Source organism: Erythrobacter colymbi (genome assembly GCF_002155685.1).
Taxonomy (GTDB): Bacteria; Pseudomonadota; Alphaproteobacteria; order Sphingomonadales; family Sphingomonadaceae; genus Erythrobacter; species Erythrobacter colymbi.
Map to the genome: position 1 here is coordinate 541,309 of NZ_MUYK01000003.1, position 23,662 is coordinate 564,970.

A 23,662-nucleotide genomic window follows, 5' to 3' on the forward strand; every position below is an offset into this window, starting at 1 on the left:
TCAGGCGTGGAGCTGGAGGTACTCGGCCTCCCTCTGGTGGATCCTGCCGTTCTCGAGGCCCGCGACCGCGCCGAAGCTTCCCATGTCCTGCCGGATCATCGCCAGCTTGCGCGCGATCTCCGCGTCGGGCTGGGCTGCCCCGGCGTTGGTGCCGTTGCCGGAGATCTCGCCCAGCGCCTCTGCGATGCTGTCCACCGCATCGGTTTGCGACAGGCGGTCGATCACGGACTCGATCCCGGGCGCGCCGGCCTCCCATTGCGGGACGGCCTGCAGGCGGTGCCGGTCGAACATGGTGAAGTAGAGCGACGCCGGATCGAACACGCGCTGCGGCAACCGCAGCTGTTCGTCCGCGATGTCGGGGAACACGGCATCGTCGCCCGCGCCCGTCAGGCCCTGCCGGTCGGCCGCCGCGACGCGGTCGAACAGCGCGGTGACGGCCATGTCGTCGGCGCTGCCGAGCAGCGCGGCCAGATCGCCGAGCGCCGGAAGGGCCGTGTCGCGGGCCGGGGTGCCCGGCCAGCGTGACAGGAACAGGTCGGGCGCGGACAGCGCCGTCCGCGCGCTGATGCTCTCCGACGTCAGAGTCGCCGCCGCCGCGCCCGACACCGGGCGGTAGGCCAGCGAGACATCCGCAGCGGTGCTGGTGGTGCCGTTGGTGCGCACGAAGCTGGTGGTGGCGACCACGAGGTTGCGATCCAGCTTCACGGTAGCCTGGCTCGGGGTGATCCCGGTCAGACGGATCGCGACGATCCCGGCCTGCTCGAGCGTCAGCAGCTCGCCCGCATCGGTCTGGCCGTTGCCATTGCGGTCCTGCCACACGCGCAGCTCGCCGAAGCGCGCATCCTTGCTGTCGACCACGCGGTCGCCGTTGCTGTCGAGCCGCGCGAGGCCCTGAAGGCCGCTGCGGGCCTCCTCGCCCTCGCTCGCCAGCGACAGTTCGGAGGCTTCGGTGATGAGGCCGTCATTGTTGCGGTCGATCACGAGGAAGCCGTCGTCGCCGCCGATCCAGCCGGTGTCGTCCGCGCCGCCATCATCCGCATAGTCGAAGGCCGCGCGCGATTTCTTGCGGCTGACCAGCTCGACCCCGTCACCATCGAGATCGAGCACGACCGGCGCGAACATCCCGTAGGTCGTGCTGCCGAAGGTCATCACGGTGTTGGCGCCGAGCTGCCCGGCCAGCGGATCGCGGCCCTCCTGCGCGCGGCGCGGGGTGACGGTGAGCGCGCCGCCGGCGGCGCTCAGGCGGAACTTCTTCGCCTTGCGGTCGAAGTCGTAGGTGGTGGTCTCGAGCGACGGCAGGTTGGTCGCCGCCGAGAAGTAGGTCAGCGCCGCGTCGGCAAAGCTGCGGGTGGTGCCGTTGGTGAGCGTGAAGGTGCCCGTGTTGGCAATCGCCACCTCGCCGAACGCGGTGACGCGGTTGACCGCGGTGCCGACAAGGCTGATCGAACGGATGCCGACCGCCGCGAGGCTCGCGGTCTCGCCCTCGTCGACCGCGCCGTCGCCATCGGCATCGCGCCACACGCCGAACTCGGCAAAGCGGGCGTCGCGCGCGTCGAGCACGCGGTCGTTGTTGCTGTCGAAGGCAGCGAGGCCGGCGAGGTCGGTGCGGGCGTTGGGCACATCGTCGACGAAGCTGATTTCCTCGTAACCCGACATCGTGCCGTTGCGGTCGCGGTCGAGGTAGAGGAAGGCGTCGCCCGCGCTGATCCAGCTGGTATCGTCGGCCAGCCCGTCGCCGTCGAGGTCGAAGCGCGACTCGCTCTGGGCGGCGGTCAGGGTCTTCACGCCGTCGCCATCGAGATCGAGGATGATCGGCGAGGCGATGCTGATCGTCTCGCCCCCGCGGAACACCAGCCGCTCGATCGAGGAGAGCTGGTCAATCCCGTCGTCGCCGTGCGCGATGGCGGCAAGGTCGGACACCCGCAGGCCGAGCGCGCCCGACTGGGTCACCAGCGCATAGCTGCTGCGCAGGCCGAACAGATAGGCCGTATCGGTGCCGGTGCCGCCATAGAGCAGGTCGTTGCCGGCCCCGCCCCAGAACAGGTCGTTGCCGCCATTGCCGGTGAGCACGTCGTCGCCCGATCCGCCCGCGATCCAGTCGGCCCCGCTGTTGCCGGTGAGCGTATCGGCGCCCAGCCCGCCGAACAGGCGGGTCGCGGCGGTGGTGGTGACCGTGAGCGTGTCGCTCGCGCTCGTCCCGTAGCGCCAGTTGCTCGTCAGGCCGGTGCCGGTCATCGTGGCGATCACCGCATCGAACTGGCGGGTGTCGCCATCGGTGAAGCTGAACTGGCTGCGGTTGAGCGGCAGGGTGGCAACGCCGGTGTAGCTGGCGTTGAAGCCGAAGCTGGTCTGCGCGCCGGCCGCGAGGCTCTCGTTCGAGCTTACCGCCCGGAACATGATGTCGCCATTCGCGAGCGTGGTGGCGGTCGCGCCCCACACGCTGGTGATGGTCATCGCCACGCCGTCCGGCACGTCGAGCACCACCTGCCAGTCATCGAGCGCGGCGCTGCCGGTGTTGCGCAGCGTCAGGTTCTGGCTGAGGCCGCCCGTCCAGACGCTGGTGGGGGCGAGGGTCAGCTCGGTGTCCTGCGCGTCGGCGAGGTTGAAGGCCGGGTCGCGGTCGAAGATGGTGAGGCCGAAATGGCTCGCATTATAGGCCGCACCGTCGATCTGCACCGAGATCTGGAAGCGGGTGCCTTCGGCAAGGTTCGGCTGATAGGACTGACCGGTGTTGGTGAACAGCGCACCCTGCGGCGTGACCGCGAAGGTCGTCGTCCCCGGGAAGCCGCTGATCCAGCCGCCGGTGATGGTGCCGGGACCCGAATAGGCCGCGAGGATATCCCATGCCTTCAGGCGCCCGTCGACGATCGCCTCGGGCTGCACCTCGTATTCGAAGGTGGCGATGTAGCCGCCGCCCCACGAGGGATTGTACCAGCTGTTGACGTTCACCTGCCGGAAGCCCGTGGTGCTGCTGCCGCCGCCGCTGGTCGGCTGCGCGGTGACCGTCAGCAGGAAGTCGTCCGAGACGCTGAGCGCCCCGTCGCTCGTGGTGACGCGGATGTTGAGCGCGGCGTTGGCATTGGGCGCGGTGCCGGTGAAGGTCCGGTTGGCCGCGTTGAACACCAGCCACTGCGGCAGCGCCGAGCCGTCGGCGAGACGCGCGGTGTAGGCGAGGGTGTCGCCGTCGGGATCGGTGAAGGCGCCCGCCGGGATGGTGATCGCCACCTGCCCGTTGCCGGTCGCGGTCTGATCGACCAGCGGCTGCGCGACCACGGGGGCCTCGTTGACGGCAAGGATCGCGAGCGCGAAGGCATTGCCCACGCTCGCCTGGCCGTCGCTCGCCCGGATCTCGATATTGAGCGTGCCGCTGTAATTGACCGGCGAGCGGCCCGAGAGGGTCGTCCCGTCGAAGGCGAGCCAGCTCGGCAGCGCCGCTCCGCCCACCAGCCGCGCCGTCAGCGTTAGCGCATCGCCGTCCGGATCGGCAAAGGCGGTGCGGTTGATCGCGAAGGCAAAGGCCTGGTTCTCGTTCGCCGAGACGTTGGGCAGCGGCGCGACCACCACCGGGGCGTCGTTCACCGGCGTCAGGGTGAGCCGGAAGGCATCGACCACGCTGAAGGTGCCGTCGGACGCGCGCAGCTCGAGATCGAACACGCCGTTGAGGTTGGCCGGCGGGGCCCCGACCAGACGGCCGTTGGCGAGGCTCAGCCACGTCGGCAGCGCCGCGCCATTGGTACCCGTCAGGGTGAAGGTCAGCGCATCGCCGTCGACATCCGCGATACCGGCGCTGAGGCCATCGACGGTGAAGGACTGGTCCTCGGCGAAGGTGTAATCGGGCAGCGGCACCAGCACCACCGGCGCATCGTTGACCGGGGCAATGGTAAGGCGGAAGGTGTCGGACGCGGCGAGGAGCCCGTCGCTCGCGGTGATGACGATGTCGACCGATCCGGTGAAGTCGCGCGGCGGGGTGCCGGTGATCGCGCCGCCTTCGAGCCGCAGCCAGTCGAACAGGTCGGCCCCGCTCGCCAGCTTCGCGCTGAGCGTCAGATTGTCGCCGTCGACGTCGCCGAAGGTGCCTGTCGGGATCGCGACCGAGAAGCTCGTATCTTCCGGGCTGACCACGTCGGGCAGCGGCGCCAACACTGCGGGCGCATCATTGACCGGATCGATCGTCAGCCGGAACGGCGCGCTTGCCGATAGGCTGCCGTCGCTCGCGGTGACGAGCAGGTCGAGCGCGCCGTTGAAGTTGCGGGGCGGCAGGCCGATCAGGCGGGTGCCGTCGAACGACAGCCATTCCGGCAGCGGCGCGCCGTTCGCCAGCGTGACCGCGTAGGTCAGCGCATCGCCATCGGCATCGAAGGCGCTCGCCGGATCGATGGCGACCTCGACCTGCGTGTCCTCGGCGAAGCGGCGGCCCGCCAGCGCGGTGCGGAACACCGGCGCGTCGTTCACCGGGGTGATGGCGAGGACGAAATCATCCGCCACGCTCATCGCCCCGTCGCTGGCGGTGACCCGCAGCGTGAGCGCCCCGTTGAAGTCCTGCGGCGGCGTGCCGCTGAAGATCGCTCCGTCGAACGCCAGCCATGTCGGCAGAGCGTCGCCGTTGGCGAGGGTTGCGGTGAGCGTCAACGCATCGCCGTCGACATCGCCGAAGGTTCCGGCAGGCAACGTGAAGGCGAAGGCGGTGTCCTCGGGGCTCGCCCGGTCGGCCAGCGGCTGGAGCAGCACCGGGGCATCGTTCACCGGATCGACCACCAGCACGAAGGACGAGGTCGCCGAAAGGCTTCCGTCGCTCGCCGTGATCGCCAGCGACAGCGCGCCGTTGAAGTTGGCGGGCGGCGTGCCGGTGAGGGCCGTGCCGTCGAAAGCGATCCATCCCGGCAGCGGACTGCCATCGGCGAGCGTCGCGGTGAGCGTCAGCCCGTCGCCGTCGACATCGGCGAAGCTTGCCGGATCGATCCCGAAGGCGAAGGCACGGTCCTCGATCGCGCGGCGGTTGGGCTGTGCGATGCCGACCACGGGCGCATCGTTGACGGCGGCGATCACCAGGTCGAAGGCGTCCGACACGCTCGCTGAACCGTCGCTCGCCACGAGGCGCAGGTTGATGATGCCGTTGAAGTCGGCCGGCGGCGTGCCTTCGAGGCGACCGGCTTCGAACCGCAGCCACGCCGGCAGGGCGCTGCCATCGGCCTGCACGAGGCTGAAGGCGAGCGCGTCGCCATCGACATCGGCGATCCCGTCGAGCGGCAGAGCGACCGAGATCGCGGTGTCCTCGGTGGCGGCGATGTCCGCGAGCGGCACCAGCACCGCGGGCGCATCGTTCACCGCGCGGATGCGCAGCGCGAAGCTGCTGCTTGCCGTGGCGGTGCCATCGGTGGCGGCAACTGCCAGCAGCACCTCGCCGTTGAAGTCGGCGGGCGGCGTGCCGGTGAAGCGCGCACCGTCGAACGCCAGCCATGCGGGCAGCGCTGTGCCATCGGCGAGGGTCGCGGACAGCACGAGGCTGTCGCCATCGACATCGGCGAAGGTGCCTGCGGGCAGCAGGAGATCGATCGCGCTGTCCTCGTCCACCACCACATCGGCGAGCGGTGCCGCCACGACCGGCGCGTCATTGACCGGCGCGATGGTGAGGGTGAAGGGCTCGGCGACGCTCAGCGCGCCGTCGCTCGCGATGACCTGCAAGGCGATGACGCCGTTGTAGTCGCGCGGCGGGTTGACCGAGATGACCCCGCCCGTCAGCCGGATCCAGGCCGGCGCAGGGCTGCCGTCGGCGAGCCGCAGCGACAGCGTGAGCGCATCGCCATCGACATCGGCGAAGGCATCGCTGCGCAGCGCGAAGCTGGCAGGCGTGTCCTCGGAGGTCGCGAAATCGTCGATCCCGCCCAGCACCGTCGGCGCATCATTGACCGGCTCGATCGAGACGATCACGTCGCGGATCGCCTCGACGATCCCGTCCGAGGCGGCGAGTTCGAGCGCGATGGTGCCTTTGAAGTTCGCCGGCGGATCGCCCGAAAGCGTGCGGGTGGCCGCGTCGAAGACCAGCCACGCCGGAACCTCCGCCCCGCCCTTGCCGCGCAGGGTGAGCAGCAGGATGTCTCCATCGGCGTCCGTGGCGAGGCCCGAGGGGAAGGCCGCTTCGAAGCGCGTATCCTCGCGCCCGCGCAGCACGGGGATCGCGGCCAGCACCGGCGCGTCATTGGCAGGCACAAGGGTGAGGTTGACCCGTGCGGTATCGGTGCGCCCGGTGCTGTCGGTCAGCGTGTAATCGAACCACGCCGGCCCGTTGAGGTTCGCGGCAGGCACGATCTCGAGCTGGCCATTGCCCAGATCGCGCACCGTGACACCCGAAGTCTCGCCGATCGACTGGATCACGATTGCCTGCCGGTCGACATCCACATCATTGATCGTCAGCGCGCTCTTGAAGATCGTCAGCGTGACATCCTCGACCATCGTCAGGCTGTCATCATTGGCGACCGGCGCGTCTTCCACCGGAAGGACGTTGATCGTCACGGTCGAATAGACCGGGAAGTTCTGCTCGTTCCTGATCGCATAGCGCAGCACCACGCTGCCGAAGAAGTCAGGAGCGGGAGTGAAGCGGTAAGTGCCGTCATCCTGCCGCACCGCGCCGAACAGGTCGACGAATTCGAGCGTCGATCCTTCGGGGGCGGTGTCGTTGGCCATCAGCAGCGCCGGATCGATGACGAGCGACGTATCCTCGAGCATCTCGAGCCCGGTGTCGGACGAGGCGATGGGGAGCGGGAAGTCGGGGAAGACGGTGATGTTGACATAGCCGACGCTGCTCGCGCCGTTCGCATCGGTGACGCGGTAGTGGAAGCCCGCGTCGCCGAAATAGCCCGCATCGGGGGTGAAGACGGCGGTGTTGCCGCTGCGCACCACGCTGCCCTGATCGCCGTCGAACACTTCGACGATCTGGAAGGCATCGCCCTCGACATCGCGGTCGTTTGCGATCAGCGCGGCGAAATCGATCACCAGCGGGGTGTCGGCATCGGTGGTGAAGCCGCTGTCGTCATTGGCGATCGGCGCGTCGTTGACAGGCGCGATCTCGAAGATGATCGCGCCGGTGGTGGAACGGCGCCCGTCGCTGATGACATAGGAGAAGCTGACCGGCCCGGTGAGGTTCTCCTCGGACACGAACTGCCAGCGGCCGCCGGGCAGCTCGAGGATACGGCCTCCGGTTGCGGTGCGGCTGATCGACTGGAAGCGGAAGGTGTCGCCATCGGGGTCGCTGTCGTTGGCGAGCAGATCGGCGGCGGTGAAGATGAAGGGCGTATCCTCGACCGTGGCAATACGGTCGGTCGCGGCCACCGGAGCCTGGTTGGTCGAAGCGACGTCGAGCTCGACCAGGCCGGTGCTCACCCCGTGGCGATCATCGGTGACCGAGTATTCGAACGTCGCCCGGCCCGAGAAATTCGCGCCCGGGGTGAAGGTGATGACGGTGCCGTCATAGCTCACCGTGCCGCCCACCGCGTTGGCAACGCCGAGGAAGCGGATCGGATCGCCGTCGACATCGAAGTCGTTGGCGAGCAGGGTCGCCGGATCGACGAGGAGCGGGGTCTCCTCGACCGCGGCGAGACGATCGGTGCGCAGCGTCGGGGGATCGAACTGCGGCAGGACGTCGAACACGAGCCGGCCGGTCGAAGCGCCCTCGCGGTCGTCGGTAATCGTGTAGACGAGGCTGTCCTCGCCCGAGAAGCCCGCGTCCGGCGTGTAGGTGACGAAGGCACCCGCATTGCCGTCGAACCGCTGGGTCAGGGTCGCGCTCGCGGTTTCGCCGCCGAGCGTGCGGGTGACGGTGATCGACAGATCGGCGAGCACGTCGAGCGGCACCTCGCCGCTGATCGTGCCGGTCGCGGCGTCGATGGCGAGCCATGCCGGCAGCGCGGCCCCGTTCGCCAGGGTCGCGGACCACACCGCGCCCTCGGCCTGCGCCAGCGACGCCGGAGGCGCGATGGACACGCGGCCGAGCTCGATCACCACCCGGCCAGCGCCGGGCGCGGCGATGGCGGTGAGGCGTATCGCATCCCGATCCCGGTCGAGGTCGTTGGCGAGCAGGTCCCTGACCGCGAAGCGCAGCGACGTGTCCTCGTTCAGCGCGAGCACGTCGGTCACGGCATCGGGCCGCTCGCGCGTCGGGCGCACGTTGAAGAAGATCAGCGCGGGCTGGGCCGAAACGCCGCCCTTCTCGTCGGTGGTGGTGTAGTTGAGCACCACGGTGCCGTTGAAGTCCGTGGGCGCGTTGAGCGTCAGGCGCTGGTCGCGCACGGTGAGCGATCCACCGAACCCGGTCAGCTCGGCCACATCGTCGACCGTCACTTCGGTGATGACCGACATCGCCGGGATGGTCGAACCATTGCCCGCGACGTTGATCCGCACCGGAACCGCGCCGACCCACTCGGGCGGCGGGGTGCCGGCGAAGGTCAGGGTCTCGGGATCGAAGGTCAGCCAAGAAGAGAGCGGCGCACCGCTCTCGCGGGTCGCGGTCAGCGCGCCCGCACCGCCGAGGTCGAGCGCGAACTTGCCGAGACCCGCCCAGAAGGGATCGCCCGCCAGCAGTGCGTTGATCGCCGGGTCGATGCCGGCTGTCGGATCGATGACGAATTCGAGCGTGAAGCCGCGGTCGCTCGCCGCCACGGTGCCCGCAGGCGTGCTGCGCGGCGCGGGGGTGATCACGATCTGGAGCCGCACCGGCGGCGCTCCGGCGTCGGGCGCGAAGCCCGAGAGCGCGACCGTGCGGGTCGCCGCGTCGAAAGTCAGCCAGTCGGGCAGCTCGCGCCCGCCATTGATCTGGGCGGTCACGCGCATCCCGGCAAGGTCGAACAGCGCAAGGTCGCTGTCATAGGCGACCGGTCCGGCCGCGAGCGCGGCGGGATCGAGCGTCACGGTATCGGACCAGCCGAGCGCCTGCCCGCCCGCACCCGCGCGGGTGAAGGTCAGCGCGATGCCGATCGGGTCGCTCGTCCCCGCCGGCGGGGTGCCGGTAAAGGTCAGGGCGGCGGGATCGAACACCAGCCATGCCGGGAGCGCCGAACCGTCGGCCAACCGGGCGGTGACGGTGGTCGCCGCGTCGAGATCGCTTCCCGCGAGTTCGAAGCGGGTCGCATGGTCTTCGCGCACGCGGTAGCCATCGAGGATCACGTCGCGCAGGCTGCGCTGGTCGGCGAGATCCGTCCCGCGCACGGTGATGTCGCGGTGGAAGGTGCTGCCGTTGGCCGGATCGCTGACCCACACCCGCACGGTGGTGCTCTGCGCGCCATCGGGCAGCGTGCCGCTGAAGCGCATCGTGGCCGGATCGAAGGTCAGCCCCTCGGGCACCTCGGCATCGACGGTGAAGCCCGCCGACAGGAAGCGATAGGCGAGCGCGCCGGCGATGCCTGCGCTCTTGAAGAACAGCACGTCACCTTCGGGCTCGACATCGTTGCCGAAGGCTTCGGCCGGGATGACGAACAGCGCGCCGTCTTCCAGACCCGCGACCAGATCGTTGCGCAGGATCGCGCCTTCGTTGCGCGGCAGGACGGTGATCGAGACATAGGCGGTGGCGGTGCCCCCGCGCCCGTCGCTGACGGTGTAGCTGAAGCCCGCCGAGCCGTTGAAATCGGCGCGCGGAGCGAACTCGATCATGCCGGCAGCGTTGAACCGGACCTTGCCGTTCTCGGCAAAGCGCGACAGGCTTTCGATGACGAGGACATCGCCGTTCTCGTCGCGGTCGTTCGCGAGCAGGGTCGCCGGATCGATCACCAGCACCCGGTCTTCGAGCGTGCGCAGCCCGTAGTCGTTGAAGGCGCGCGGGGGATCGTTGTCGGGCCGCACGAACAGATTGTAGCGCAGCACGCTCGAAGCGCCGCGCGCGTCGATCACCTCGTATTCGATGAAGGCCGCGCCGAGACCCCCGGCGGTGAACACGAAGTTGCCCGTGGCATCGTCACGCAGGATGCTGCCGCTGCTCGCCGGGTTCGCGTCCGCGCCGCCGAACAGGCCGACGAAGGTGACCGCGTCGCCTTCGATGTCGTAGCTGTTGGCGAGCAGATCGGCGACGGTGATCGTCGCGCCCTGGCTCAGGCGGAGGCGGCGGACGTCGTCCTTCGCCCGCGGTGCATCATTGACCGGCGTGACGAACACCTCGACCGCCGCGGTCGAGGTCGCGCCGTCGGCATCGCGCAGCGTGTAGGTGAAGCCTGCCGCGCCGAAGAAATCGGGGCGCAGCTTGAACTCGAGATAGTCGCCCTTGATGCTGCCGCTCATGTTCGAGCCGGAGAAGGAATAGTCCCGGTCCTTGAACGGATCGATCCCCTCGCCCGCCTGATTGGTCAGCGGAGCGAGCGCCGAAATGGTCAGCAACTCGGCCAGCGCATCGCCGTCGATATCGAAATCATTGGCGAGCAGGCTGTCGATCCGGATGCGCAGGATGTTGTCTTCGACCGCGAAGACCAGCGGGTCGTTCACCGCCGTGGGGGCATCATTGACCGGTGCGATATTGACCTCGACCCGCGCCGTGCTCTCGCGCCCGTACGCGTCGCGCACGATGTAGCTGAAAAAGGCATCGCCGTTGAAATTGGGCGCGCCGAGGAATTCGATCATCCCGTCTTCGCGCACCCGTGCGGTGCCGTTCTGGGCGCCGGCGATCCCCACCAGGGCAAGGCCGGTCACATCCTCGGCGTCGTTTTCGATGAGGCGCGCGGGATCGATCAGGATGACCTCGTCCTCGCGGGCGAAGTGCACCAGATCGTCCTCGGCATTGAAGCGGCCGATCCGCTGGAGCGCTTCGAGAATGTCGCGGTCCCAGACCGTGCCGTTGGCGAACACCACCTCCTCGATCCCGGTTTCCCGGCCGAGGAAGTGACCGGTCACGCGCACGGTATCGATCAGGAACCCGTCGCCGCGCTCGAATTCGAGGAACAGGTCATCGCCGAGCCGCAGGACCGAGACGTCCTTGGCACCGATGCCGGCGGCCAGCACCAGACGGTCGGTATCGGCGGCATTGCCGAGTTCGATGATGGTGTCCGCGCCGCTGTCCTTGCCGAACAGGTAGGTATCCGAGCCCGCGCCGCCCTCAAGACGGTCAGCGCCCGCGCCGCCGTCGAAGACGTCATTGCCCGCGCTGCCGACGAAGCGGTCGTCGTAGTTCGAGCCAATCAGCTTCTCGATCCCGGCGAGCACATCGCCGAGCGCTTCGCCCGACAGGCCGAGGCCTTGCGCGAGGTCGACATGCACGCCTTCGTCGGCGCTTGCGTAATCGGCAGTGTCGAACCCGCCGCGCCCGTCGATCAGGTCCGCTCCGCGCCCGCCGCGCAGGCGGTTGTCGCCATCATCGCCGCGGATGATGTCGTCGTGGAAGCTGCCCTCGACGATTTCGATATTGGCGAAGGTGTCGCCCAGCGCATCGCCGCCCCCGGCGGTGCTGTCCGCCAGGTCGATGGTGACGCCGCTGGCCGACTGCGCATAGTCGGCAACGTCGATGCCTTCGCCGCCGTCCACGTGGTCCGCGCCCTGCCCGCCGCTCAGCCGGTCGTCGCCCGCGCCGCCCAGAAGCAGGTCGTTCCCGCGCCCGCCGCGCAGGATGTTCGCGCCCGCATCGCCTTCGAGGGTATCGTCGGCATCGGTGCCGGTGAGGTTCTCGATGCCGGTCAGCACGTCGCCCGTGGCATTGCCGCCGGTCGCGGTGCCCGCGGCAAGCGAGATCGCAACGCCCACGGCTTCGAGGGCGTAACTGGCGGTGTCATTACCCGCGCCGCCCGCGATGATGTCGCCGCCCGAGCCGCCGGTGATGGTGTCGTTCCCGTCGCCGCCGGTCAGCGTGTCGTCGCCGTCGCGCCCGTCGAGAATGTCGTTGCCCGCCCCGCCTTCGAGCCGGTTGGCGAAGGCATTGCCGAACAGCTGGTCGTTCCAGTCCGAACCGATCAGCGCCTCGATCGCGATGTAGACATCGCCCTGCGCAAAGCCGCCCTGGCCGACGCGCGATTCGAGATCGGCGCGCAGACCGACGGTCGAGCCCGCGAAGGTGACGGTATCGAAGCCCGCGCCGCCATCGATGCGGTCGGCTCCGTCGCCGCCGTCGATGAGGTCGTCGCCCTCGCCCGCCTCGACGAAATCGTCGCCGCCGCCGGCAAGGATCAGGTCGTTGCCGGCGAAGGTGAGAATGCGGTCATCGCGATTGCCGCCGCGCACCTCGTCCGCTGCCGCCGTGCCCTCGATGTAATCGACGCGCGGCGAGCCGTTGATGAGGCCGGTGTAGATGTCGGCCACCGTAGCGTGGGCAAAGCCGACATCCTCGGCGCCCTGATCGTCGGCGATGCGGTATTCGATCACGAAATCGCCGGTGAAGCCCGGCTGGAAGCGCGCGACCACGAAGCTCTCGCCGCCCCAGTTCACCACCTCGAAGCTGCCGACCGGCACGCGCTCGCCCAGTTGCAGGCGGGCGGCGTCGTAGATCGCATCGACCCCGACGAAGGTCGGGAAGGGGCGATTGGGATTGTCGAGATCGATGTCGCGGCGACCATCGCCGTCAATGTCGAGCGCTTCGATATCGAAGTCGTTGGCGAGCAGGTCGGTCACCCGGATCACCAGCGGCACATCGCGCTGGGTAACGAAGCCGAGGTCCTCGCCCACGGTCGGATCGTCGTTCGACGGCACGATGACGATATCGACCTTGCCCTCGCCGATGCCGTCGGCGTTGTCGGTCACCCGATAACGGAAGCCGCCCGAACGGGTCGCGTCGCGGAACGGGGTGAACAGCAGATCGCCATCGGCATTGAATTCGAGCGTGCCGTTGAGCGGCCCGTCGCTGATCGACCGGAACCAGTTGAGGAAGGTCAGCGGATCGCGGTCGATATCGGTGTCGTTCGCCAACAGCGCGGCGATGGGGATGACGGTCGGGACATCCTCGAACACAACGATGGTGTCGCGCCCGGCGACCGGCGGGCCATCGCCGACATTCTCGAAATAGAGCGTGACGATCCCGCCATCGACCAGCCCTTCGGGGTCGCTGATCAGGTAGCTGAAGGTCGCCTCGCCCCAGAAGTCGGCGTCGGGCGTGAAGATGATCGTGCCGCGATCGGTGATCGTGATGTCGCCGTTGACGGCATTGCCCGCGCTTTCGAATCGCACGGCAAAGCCTTCGACGTCGAAATCGTTCTTGAGCAGCTCAAGAATCGGGATCTCGATCGCAACATCCTCGAGACCGCGCAGGATCGGCAGCCTGTCGTCGGTGTAGCTGTCGTTGCGGGCATCCGGGCGATCATTGACCGCCTGATAGGCCAGCGTCGCGCGCGCCCAGTCGGCGCCGCCCTGACCATCGTCGATCTGGTATTCGAACCAGGCATCGCCGTTGAAGTTGGCATTGGGCTCGAACAGGATCGTCGCGTTGTCGAGCAGCCGGGCGCGCCCGCCCTGGCCCTGCCGCACGGCGGTGATCGTGACGGTATCACCATCACGCTCGATATCGTTGCCGAGCAGCTGGGCCGCGGCGATGACATAAGGGTTGTCTTCGAGAATCGGCTCGCCGGCCTGCGTCAGCGTGATCCGGTCGTCCTGCGCTTCGGGCGCATCGTTGACCGGCGAGAGCACGAAGTCGAGCCGCGCCGTCGCGGTGCCGCCCTTGCCGTCTGTGATGGTGTAATCGAAATAGGCCGGGCCCCAGTAGTATTCGCGCGGCGTGACGGTGATCAGCCCGTCCTCGCCGATCGAAACCCGGACGTTGGCGTTGTCGCTGACCGACAGCAGCCTGACAGAATCGCCATCCGGATCGCTGTCATTGGCCAGCAGCGTGCGCGGGTCGACCGTGAAGCTGGTGCCCTCGACGACGGTCGGCGCGGTATCGTCGCGCGCGATCGGTGCGTCGTTGACCGGGGTGACGGTTATGAACACCCGCGCTTCGGCCCGCCCGCCTTCGGGGGTGTTGCCGATATAGCGGAACTGTGCCTGCCCGTTGAAATTGGCGGCGGGGGTGAAGGTGATGTTGCCGTCGCTCGCCAGCGCCACGGTGCCGCCGATCGCGCCAAACACCTGCCCGATGATCATCCTGTCGCCATCGCGGTCGTTGGACAGCAGCCGCTCGGCGCGGATGACCAGCGCGGTATCCTCGGCGACCGCAAAGCCGGTGTCGTCGAAGGCGGTCGCGACCGGCCGCACGCGCAGGTCGATCTGCGAGGTGGCGAATCCGTTGCGTCCGTCGCTGATCGTGTAGGTCAGCGTCGCCGGGCCGAAGAACCCAGCCGCGGCAGTGAAGCGGATATTGCCGTCGGCATCGAGGCTCGCCGTGCCAAATGTGCCCGCGTTCACCGCAATGATCGACAGCGGGTCGTTGTCGGCATCGAAGTCGTTGCGCAGGATCGTGCTCGCCGCGAGCACCAGTTGCTGGCCGGCGGTGACCGAGAAGAACCCGTCGGCGTTGGCCGTGGGCGCGAGGTTGTCGAGCTTCTGGAGCAGCGCCGCCTTGTCCCACACCACGCCGTCGGCAAACGTGTAGCGTTCGACCCCGCGCGCTCCGCTGGCGAGCGCGTCGACCACCGTCAGACTGTCGGCCGTGCTGCCCCCGATCCGGAACAGCACCGTCTCGCTGCCGCGGAAGATGCGTTCGACCGACACGAGGCTCGAAGCGATATCGAGGAAGGTGACCGTGTCGTCCGCCGAATTGCCGAACTCCTCGATCCTGTCGTTCCCCGATCCGCGCGCGAACTGGTAGGTGTCGTCCCCTGCATCGCCGATCAGCGTGTCGTTGCCGGCCCGCGCGCGGAACAGGTCCGCGCCGTCATAGCCGTAGACCGCATCATCGCCCGCACCGTCGATGAACTCGAGCGAGCGTGCGCGCATCGCGTCGCGGCTCCAGCGGGAGCCGTCGGCGAATTCGATCGTGATGGTTTCATTGCCCGCGTTGCCTGCCGCAAGCGCGCCCACCAGCGTCACCCGGTCGCCGCTCTGCGCGAGGGTCAGCACGAGATCGGTGCTGGTCGGGTTGGCCCGCACGGCCGAGATCACGTCGCCGGGCAGATAGTCGGCAAGGCTCAGCACATCGGTGCCCGCGCCCAGCGCGTCGACCCGGTCGTCCCCGTCGCCGCGGCGGTAGACGTAGGTATCGTTGCCGCCCACGCCCGCAGTCAGGTCATCGCCAAGGCCGCCGCCGATCGTGTCGTCGTTGCCGGTGCCGACAATGAAGTCGTCCCGGTCGCTGGCAGAGGCCGCCAGTGCGCGGGTGCGGATATCGTCGAGACCGATGATCGTGCCATCGTCGAGGCGGACGGATTCCACCCCTTCATCATTGGTGCCGAGGCCACCGATGACCACGATCTGGTCATTGGTTCCGGCAAAGCGGATCACCAGATCGGCGCTCCCCGCGCTGCGCGCGGAGAATTGCAGCTCCTGCGCGGTGTAGCCCGAAATCGCCAGCACGTCGCGCGCGGCGTCGGTCGAACCGGGGAACGGCCGGATGTGGCCATCATCGATGACGTCGCTGCCATCGCCGCGGGCGAAGACATAGGTGTCACCGCCCTGACCGCCCGAGAGGCGATCATTGCCGAGGCCCCCGGTCAGCACGTTGTCGCCGGCGTTGCCGGTGATCGTGTCGTCGCCGAAGGTGCCGCTGCGGGCGATCAGGTCGGTCGTCGACCAGACAGTGCCATCGGCGAACTCGATCCGCTCGATCGCGCCGCCGCCCAGCGCATTCTCGATCCGGATGCGATCATTGGTCCCGCGCAAGGCAAGCACGAAGGCTGCGCCGTCGGCGCTCTGGGTGACGGCAATGTCCGCAGGGACAATGTCGGCGGCGAACACCAGCCGGTCGTTAAGGCCGCCGGTATCGACGATCCGGTCATGCCCGCCGCCGCGTGCGAAGCGATAGGTGTCGTTGCCGAGCCCGCCTTCGAGGCGGTCGTGCCCGGCCTCGCCGTCGATATCGTCGCTGCCGTCGAAGCCGATCAGCACGTCATCGCCCGCGCCGCCGCGCAAGCTGTCGGCTCCCGCCGAGCCGAGCAGCAGATCGTCCCCGTCGCTCGCGCTGCGCAGCCGCTGGGCCAGGCCCGCGCGATCCCACAGCGTGCCGTCGGCGAAGGCGATTTCGGGCAGACTCGCCTCGAAGGAGCCGCCAGTGAGCACATCGATGCGGTCGTCGCTTCCGGCGATCCGGACCGAAATCCGGTCGGCCAGAACGACGAAGCGGATATCCTCGGGCGCGATGCCTGCTTCAAAGGCAATGCGGTTGATGCCCGCGCGGTCGTCGATGACATCCTGCCCGTCGCCGCGCGCGAAGACGTAGCGGTCATCGCCCAGCCCACCTTCGAGCCGGTCGTTGCCGATGCCGCCGACAAGCGTGTCGCCCGCGACTGACCCGACTAGGCGGTCGTTGCCGCCCGCGCCTTCGACGATGACGCCCGGGGCAAGCGGATCGACCTTGCGCAGTTGCACATTGTCGAGCGACGCGCCCCGCCCGTCACCATAGCCGGTGGAGACGAAGGTAAGCTGGTTGTTCCCCGCCAATGCCGTGAGCGCGATCGTGGACGTGCGCATCGCAAGGCCGCTTTCGGCGAAGCTCGCCACGGTCTGGCCGTTCCAGCGCACCTCGAAGGAGCCTGACGCAGGCTCGACGCGGTTGGCGTGATCGAAGGTGAGGATCAGTTGATCGCCCGCCGCAAGACCCGAAATGGTCTGCGAGACGCGCATGTTGCGGAAGGATTCTTCAAGGTCGAGCCAGTAGCGGCCATCGCTGGCTGCCACACCTTCAGCCCCGCTGATGACCAGTTCGAAGGGTGTGCCGAATTCGTCAACCCAGCCCGGAACGTCGACAACCTGACCGAAGCCCCACCAGGCCAGCGCTCCGCCCGAAAAGATTTCGAAACTGCCGTTGACGACGAGATTGGCGCCCACTGCCGGCGCTATCGCGAAGATCGTGTCGTCGCCTGCGGTAGGCACGGTCGCGCGGGCGACAATGTCGGCCCACGCGATCTCGCTGCCGTCGGCGAAGCGAAGGGTTTCGATCGCGGTATTGCCCCACAGGATTGCGTCGCGGATGACGAGGGCGTCCTCGGTGCCCGCGATCGCGAGCTCGACATGGCGTCCGTCAACCTGCCGGACGGTCAGCTGGGAAAGCGTGATGCCGGCCCCGAACACGATCGCGTCGGCACCGCCGAGGTCGGAGATCTCGTCACGGCCATCGCCGCGCGCGAAGTAGTAGAGGTCCGCGCCCGTGCCACCAAACATGCGGTCCGCGCCCGCGCCGCCGGTGAAGACATCGCTGTCCGCGCCGGGGTTCTCGGGAGAGCCGCCGTAGAGCACGTCATTGCCGCGCCCGCCCGACAGCCAGTCGTTGCCGGGCCCGCCGACGAGCACGTCGTCGCCGTCCTCGCCCGCCAGCCGGTCTTCGCCTTCGCCGCCGTCGATCCGGTCGTTGCCGGTGCCGCCGCGCAGGCGGTCCGCGCCGCCAAAGCCGCTGATCGTGTCGTCACCGCCATTGCCCGCGATGCGGTCGTCTGTCTGCCCGCCGACGATCACATTGCCGTTGTCGTCGTCGTTGATCTCGACCGCGACCAGCAGCGGGAAGGCAAAGCCGCTCATGTTCTCGGGCACGAGCGTGCGCGGATTGGTGCCGCGCAGGCGCACCACTTCGCGCAAGGTTTCGTCGGCGGTGCGATAGCTGATGGTGGTGTCGGAGCCGTCCTCGCCGATCACCAGCACGCCATCGGTGAACGGATTCCGCCCGTCCGCGCCCATGATGCGCAGCACATCGCCGCTCGCGCCGCCCTGAAAATCGGTAATGATGTCCGCCGGACCGGAGAAGTTGGCAAGCAGGGCAAGATCGAGCGTGCCGAAGGTATCGCGGCCCGCGCCGCCGGTGAAGATATCGACCGCAGCATCGTCGGCCAGCCCTTCGAGCAGGTCGGCATCCGCGCCGCCGTCGAGCGTATCGCGACCGGCCCCCGCGATCAGGCGGTCCGCGCCCTCGCCGCCAACCAGCGTGTCATCGCCTTCGCCGGCGCTGAGGAAGTCGCCGCCCTCCTCGCCCAGCAGGCGATCATTGCCCGCGTCGCCGAACATGCGGTCCGCACCGGTGCCGCCGCGCAGCTCGTCGTCGCCGTCCCCGCCATTCAGCAGGTCATTGCCCGAGCCGCCTTCGATGAGATCATTGCCCGCGCCGCCATCGATGGTGTCGTTGACCATCCAGTCGGCCGAAATGACGCCGTTGCGCACCGTGGCCACCAGCACGCCATCCGCGCCGATGTTGCCGGGCGTCGTATCGAGCAGAGTGGCATCATCGTCCGCGACGGGGAATTCGTAGCGGGTCGTGCCGATCGTCACATAGGGCCTGAGGCTCGGGAACGGGGCCGACCAGCGGATATCCTCGTACCGATAGATCACATCGAAGCTGTCCGGCCCGAGGATCCGGATCTGCACCTGGAAGGCATTGGGGGTCTGGCCCCGCGACCAGCGTCCGACGTCATCCCAGGTGACGGTGATGGTCTTGGTGGCTTCGTCGAAATCGTACCAGACGCGGTTCGATCCGGTGCTGTTGCCCCCGGCGCTAGGCGTCAACTCGCCGGCGCGCGTGTCCACGTCGTGTTCGAATAGACCCAACCGCAGCGAGCCGATCCGGACGAGCCCGTTGTTGTCGATGGTGATGCCGGAGACCGAACTGCCGCCGACGGCAATCGACCCGTTGTTGAAGGTGGCCGGAAGGGCCACGAAGTCCGTGCCTTCGTCGCGCAAGGGCGTGGCCGCCTCGCCGAAGCCGCGCGCACCGCCGAGGTTGTTGACAAGCGCCTTGCCGAGCGGACCGAAATAGGTGGCCAGATCGTTGAGGGTCTCGACATCGCCGCGGTCGCCGATCAGGTGATCGTCACCGCGATCGCCGCGGATGATGTCATTGCCCTGCGCGCCGTCGATGACGTCGCCCGAAATGCTGCCGATGAAGACCTCGTCCGCAGCGGTTCCGGTGATGATCTGCGCATCGAAGCGCGGCAGCTGGAGGCCGCCGAAATGGCGCGGCTGCAAAGCGCCCACCGCGATCCCCGTCAGGCGCAGCGCCGGGACGAAGCCCGCGCCGTCGCCGAAATCGAGATAAACGAGGGTATCCGCCCCGTCCGGAGCGAGCGCGCCCGAAACGCCCGAAGGGAACTGAATCTGGTCGCCGCCTTCAAGATCGAAGTCGGTGATGATGTCGACCGGACGCGTCCCCGCCGGGAACGTCGGCCCGTTCTGCACGTCGCCCGGGGCAAAGCCCACTTCCGGGGTGCCGCCGCCGGGGGACAGGTAACCCGTCCCGATCAGGAAGATGTCTGCTCCGTCCCCGCCGGTGAGGATATCGATGCCGTCGTTCGCGGTGAACCCGCTCAGGACATCGTTGCCCGCGCCGCCATCGAACTGGTTGGCACCTGCATTGTCGAACAGGAAATCGTTGCCGTCACCGCCTTCGAGACGGTCGTTGCCGAGACCGCCATCAAGCCAGTCGCCGTCCGCCCCGCCACGCAGCGTGTCGTTGCCGTCGCCGCCGTAGAGATCGTCGAAACCGCTCTCGCCCTCGAGCAGGTCATCGCCCTCATCGCCGTAGAGGCTGTCCTGACCGTCCCCGCCGCGTAGCGTGTCGTTGCCGCCCCCGCCCGACAGATAGTCCTGATCCGTTCCGCCTTCGAGGAGATCGTTGCCGTCCTCGCCGAACAGCTGGTCAAACCCGATGCCGCCGCGGATCGTGTCATTGCCCGAGCCGCCGAAGATCACATCGTCGTTCTGCGGATCGAACCCGATCAGGTCGCGGCCGCGCAGCTGGAAGGCCCAGACCCCGGTGGTGCGCAGGTTGCCGGGATCGGTATCGAGCAGGCTCGAAGAGCGCTCGCCATCGAAGGAGTAATAGAAGCTGCCGGACTCGAGGTAGGGGCGGAAGCCGTAATAAAGCCACTCGATCGACTCATAGCGGTAGATAATGTCGAGATCGTCGGCCCCGTTGACCCTGATCTGCAGCTGGAAGGCATTGGGCACGCGGCCGTTGTTAAACGACCCGACGTCGTCCCAGGTGACGGTGATCGTCTGGGTGGCGGCATCGAAATCGTACCAGATGCGGTTGCTGCCGGTGCTGTTGCCGCCCGCACTGGGGGTCATCGCGCCGGTATCGGTATCCACCAGATCGGGGAAGATCCCGAGCCGCAGACTGCCGATCGACACCACCCCGTCATCGTCGATGGTGATCTGGTTGATGACCGTCCCGTCGAGCTCGATCGCACCGCCCGCGAAATCCGCCGGCAGGGTAATCGTGAGGTCCTGATTGTCCGCCGGCGGCAAGGCCGCCTCGCCGAAGCCCGCAGGCCCGCCAAGCCCGTTGACGAGCGCGTTGGTGACGCCCGCGAAATAGGCCTTGAGCGCGGCCGAGCCCTCATAGGGTTGGCCCTCGTCGCCGATCAGCGTGTCATTGCCCGCCCCGCCATAGATCGTGTCGGAGCCGAAGTTCCCCCGGATGGTGTCGCCGAACGGGGTGCCTTGCAGCTCATCATCGCCGTCGGTGCCGTCGATCATCAGCTCGGCGGGGTTGACGAAGGTGGCGTTCTCGAAGTTCGCGGCCGTCAGAGTCGTGGCGTCGACGCCGATCAGCCGGGCGAGTTCGCGCAGTTCCTGATTGTTGCTTGCCGCCGAAATGACCGTGTCGTTGCCATCCTGCTCGGCGACCATGACCCAGCCCGTGCTCCACCACGGCGGAAGGATCGCGAGCACCTCGCCCGACAGCGCGTCGAAATCGGTGATGACGACCGGGGCATAGGCCGGGACGATCTCGAACCGGTCAACCCCGGCGCCGCCGGTCAGACTTGCCGGGTCACCCGGCCGTATCTGGTCTCCGAAGCGGTAGCCCCGCTCGGCCACGCGCAGCACATCGTCACCCTCGCCGCCGAACAGGGCGTCGATGCCGGCTCTGCCAGTGGTGAGCAGATCATTGCCCCCGCCACCGAAGATCAGATCATCGCCATCGCCGCCGAACAGCTGGTCGTCGCCCTCGGTGGCATAGCCTTCGAACGGCGTGGCCCCGAAATCGGCCCAGGTGTCGAAACCGGCGAAATTCGCCGCGGTCAGATTCTCCAGCGCCACACCAACGAGGCGCAGATATTCGGTATGCTCCGGCCCCTCGGTGCCGATCCTGACGAAGTTGATGACCGTGTCATCGCCGTCCTGCGCGAGGTACAGCTGATAAGGAAGCGGCGCGGTGACCGGATCGTTCGCCCAGGGCTGGTTGAGCCGGATCACATCGCCGCCTTCCCCGGCCACGAAATCAAGCACACGATTGCTGCCCGGAACCGCCGGATTGAAGGCCGAGCCGAGGTTGAGCTCGACCGTGTCGATCCCTGCACCCAGCGTGACGAGATTGGCTGCGGGCCCGATTTCGAGGCTCACATAATCGTCGCCTGCCCCGGCATCGATGGTGTTCGCATCGCCCGGCAGGGCGTCGCGGCTGACATAAATGTAATCGTCGCCGTCGCCGCCCGAAACCGTGTCGCTGCCCTCGGCCACATAGACGTAATCATTGCCAGAGCCGGCCTCGACAGTGTCATTGCCTGCGCCGCCCTCGATAGTGTCATCCCCGCTGCCGCCGCGCAGGATGTCGTTACCATCTCCGCCGTAGAGCTCGTCCGCGCCCTTGCCGCCGATGAGGGTATCGTTGCCGGCACCGCCTTCGAGCACGTCTATCTCAGGATCGGCCGGATAGGTCGGCAGACCGAGCAGCGCGTCTCCGCGATACTGGAGCGCCCAGACGCCGGTCTGGCCCAGATTGCCCGGGTCCTCGTCGAGTTCGCCGTTCGGCGAATAGAGCGAATAGCTGCTGGTGCTGCCGGTAATGTAGGGGGGCGACACGAAGCCGGGCCCCGAGAAGCTGGTGTTGGCGTAGCGGATGACGATATCCAGCTCATCCGAGCCAAGCAGCTTCATCTGGAGCTGGAAATTGTGCGGCGGCTCGTCACCCGTGTCGCCCACGTCCTGCCAGGTGACGGTGATGGTCTGCGTCTCGACATCGAGATCGTACCACACCCGGCCCGTGAAATCGGGCGTCGGCTCTTCGCTGTTGGGCTGGCCGAAGGTCTGGTTGTGCGGGAAGACCCCGATCTCCATCCCGCCGATCTGGACCTTGCCATCGGGAGAGATGTAGATCGCGTTCACCGGCTCTCCGGCAAGGGTCAGTTCGCGGCTGCCGAAGGTCTCGGCGAGCGAGATGAACTGGAAGTTCCTCTGCGCCCCGGGGAAAAGCTCGTCCTCGCCAAAGCCAGCGTCGCCGCCAAGGCCGGTGACCAGGCTGTTGTCGAGCGTGCCGAAATAGGCCGCGATGGCCGGATCGAACACCGGTCCGAGCGGCGGTTCCGGGATGTCTTCGGCATCATCGCCGATCAGCGTATCGTCGCCCGCGTCGCCCGACAGCCAGTCGCGGCCGCTGCCGCCATCGAGGCGGTCGTTGCCATCGCCGCCTTCGAGGCTGTCATCCCCGAGGCCGCCCGAGAGATCATCGTCGCCGCCCGCGCCGACCAGACTGTCGTCACCATCAGTGCCGACATAGACGTCGGGGCCATCGGTGCCCGTCCAATTGATCCCGCCGCCGGGCAAGGGCTCCTCGCCACCGCCGGTTTCACCGCCGCCACCGGTTTCGCCGCCGCCAGTCTCACCGCCGCCGGTGTCTCCGCCGCCCGTTTCGCCGCCGCCAGTCTCAGTCCCGCCCACGGGGGCACCATCACCGCCCGTGCTGCTGCCAAGCGGCTGGAGCGCGAAGACCGGGTTGGCGAAGGGATCGCTTTCGGCAGGCGCGAACAGCGCCTCGGCCGCCGCCGGCGTGATCGCCAGCGCCAGCATCTGCGCCTTGGTCCAGCTGGTGCCGTCGGCGAAGACCACGCTGTCGATCCGCGCATGGGTTTCCGAAAGCGCCTGATTGACCAGCACCAGCTGATCGCCGGTCCCGAGAATGCGCAGCGTGATGTCGTCGCCGCTGTGCACCACCACGACATCGCCGGGCGCGACGCCGCTGCGCAGCCGCACGGTGTCGATCGAGCCGTTCCACGAACCCTCGACGATGGTGTCGCGGCCATATCCGCGGCCAAAGAAATAGGTGGTGTTGCCGATCCCGCCCGCGAGGCGATCGTCCCCCGCGCCGCCATCGAGCGACAGCGTCAGGGCAAGGCTCGCGCCGATGTCGATATTGTCGTTGCCTGCCGTGCCGGCGGTCGCGCGGCTGAGCAGTTCGGCCAGATCCCAGAACGAGCCGTCGGCAAACTCGACGCCCTCGATCCCGTAATCGGTCGCGCCGCTCGCCGCGGTGAACATGTCCTGGAGCGTGATGCGATCCTGCGTCCCGGCAATGCCGAGCACGATGTCGCGCGGGCCGGTCTGGAGGAAGCGGATCTGGCTCGGGAGGATGCCGGGGCCGAAGCGCAAGACGTCGCGCACCTGCGGGCCTGCGACGCCGGCCTCGGCGATCACGTCCTGGCCATCGCCGAGGTTGAACAGGTAGGTGTCGTCACCCGCATTCCCGGCAAGGCGATCTTCGCCCGTGCCGCCGCGCAGGATGTCGTTGCCCGCGCCGGTCTCGATCGTGTCGTTTCCGGCGAGCCCCGCGACTTCGAGGCCTGCGGTGTCGGGCAGCAGGATCGCGTCGTCCCCAGCCCCTGCGGGCACGAGCCGCACGAGATCGGAATAGGTGCGC

1 protein-coding gene (cut by a window edge) is annotated in these 23,662 nt (G+C 68.1%); it reads right to left on the reverse strand.

Annotated elements, in window-relative coordinates; translation table 11 throughout:
- Positions 1-23,662 carry the 3' portion of a tandem-95 repeat protein gene (locus BZF57_RS21520; protein ID WP_162290977.1) on the reverse strand. It continues 6,752 nt past the right edge of the window, so 23,662 of the gene's 30,414 nt are visible here — the last part of the coding sequence; its start codon lies off the right edge, out of view; it ends in the stop codon at positions 1-3.